The organism is Streptomyces sp. DvalAA-14 (assembly GCF_900091855.1).
Lineage (GTDB): Bacteria > Actinomycetota > Actinomycetes > Streptomycetales > Streptomycetaceae > Actinacidiphila.
Genome location: NZ_FMCH01000103.1, coordinates 1 through 1554 on the forward strand (window position 1 = coordinate 1; position 1554 = coordinate 1554).

Consider the following 1554-nt stretch of genomic DNA (forward strand, 5'->3'; position numbering starts at 1 on the left):
CGAGACGGTCTCGCTGGTCAAGGCCGGCAAGCCGCTGCTGTCCTCGGTCCGGATGGGGCTGGGCTGGGAGCCGGCCTTCGGCGGCAAGAACATCGACCTCGACGCGTCGGTGATCGCCTACGGCCCGGCGCGCAACCAGATCGCCACCTGCTACTTCGGCAAGCTGATGGTGCTCGACGGCGCGATCCAGCACCACGGCGACAACCTGACCGGCCAGGGCTCGGGCGACGACGAGGCGATCACCGTCCACCTGAGCGGGCTGCCGCCGGAGGTCACCGGACTGGTCTTCACCGTGAACTCCTTCTCCGGCCAGAAGTTCAACAAGGTCAAGAGTGCGTACTGCCGGCTGCTGGACGAGGCGACCGGTGAGGAACTGGTCCGCTTCGACCTCACCAACGGCGAGGCCCGGACCGGGGTGTTGATGGCGAAACTGGTCAAGCAGTTCTCCGGCGAGTGGGAGATGACCGCCCTCGGCCAGTTCGTGGACGCCCGCACCGCCAAGGCCCTGCAGAAGCCGGGCGCGGCCGCGCTGTGACCAGCGGCGGTCGCACGCTCACGGCCGTCCCGCCGCGCGCGGGGCGGCCGCGGCCGGCGGGCGCCACGGGCCGGTGACGGCCACGACGAGGCCGGCCGGCCCGATGCCCGCGAACAGGGTGCCGCCGTCGGGCGAGAAGGCCGCCGCGGTGAAGCCGGCGTACTCCGGCCGCTGCGCGCTGCCGGCGTTCAGCTGGTTGCGGGCCAGCGGGTAGCTGCGGCCGTCCCCGAGGGTGCCGTACAGCCAGTGGCCGCGGTCGCCCTCCCCGGCGAGGACCAGGCCGCCGCCCGGTGCGGGCTGCGCGGTGGCGCCCAGCAGCGCCGTGAGCGTCAACGTGCGGCGCGAGGCGTTGTAGAACCAGACCGCGCCCTGATCGCGCACCGGTCCGTCCTCGCGGGGGTGGGCGGAGACGATGTACGGGCCGTGGCCGGCCCAGCACATGCCCTGCAGCCGGGGCGCCCGGGTGACCTGGCCGCCGGTGAACTGCGCGCGCACCGGGATCTGCCGGGCCGCGCGGTCCGGCACGTCCGCCCAATCGACGCCGTAGACAGTGCCGATCCGGGTGGCCCGCGACAGGTCGGCCACGAAGCGCCCGCCCGAGTCGAAGCAGCGGAAGGCCTGCAGGGCGCCGTCGGTCCCGCTCAGCGCGGCGAGCCGGCCGGGGCCGTGGGCGAAGTCCCGCGGCGGGGTCCAGCGGTAGAGCAGGCCGTCGGGGCCGGAGGCGTCCTCGGTGAGGTAGAGGTGGCCGCGCCGGGGGTCCGCCACCACCGCCCGGTGCGCGAAGCGGCCCAGCGCCCGGACCGGCCGGGGATCGGCGTCGGTACGTCCGTCGTCCGGGGCCGTCTCGGCGACGTACCCGCCGTCCTCGCCCGCCGCGCGGGTCAGCCGACTGCCCCACGGGGTGGGATCGCCGTGCGGAACGGGCTGCGTGCCGGGCTCCTGACCGCCCGGGCCGCCGCGGCTGACGACGCGGTAGGAGAAGCCGACCGGCAGCGCCAGCAGCCCCGCGGGGTCGTCGA

Annotated in this window: 2 protein-coding genes; one reads left to right on the forward strand and one right to left on the reverse strand. The window is 75.3% G+C overall.

Annotated features, from left to right (window positions below):
- Positions 1-535 (forward strand): TerD family protein (locus tag GA0115240_RS04955; protein WP_141708730.1); only part of this gene is annotated, 535 nt, incomplete at its 5' end.
- Between the two features lie 18 nt (positions 536-553).
- Here the strand turns inward: GA0115240_RS04955 and GA0115240_RS04960 are convergent.
- Positions 554-1554, reverse strand: a 1001-nt coding sequence (locus tag GA0115240_RS04960) for an alkaline phosphatase PhoX (RefSeq protein ID WP_141708731.1), incomplete at its 5' end; no start/stop codon positions are given.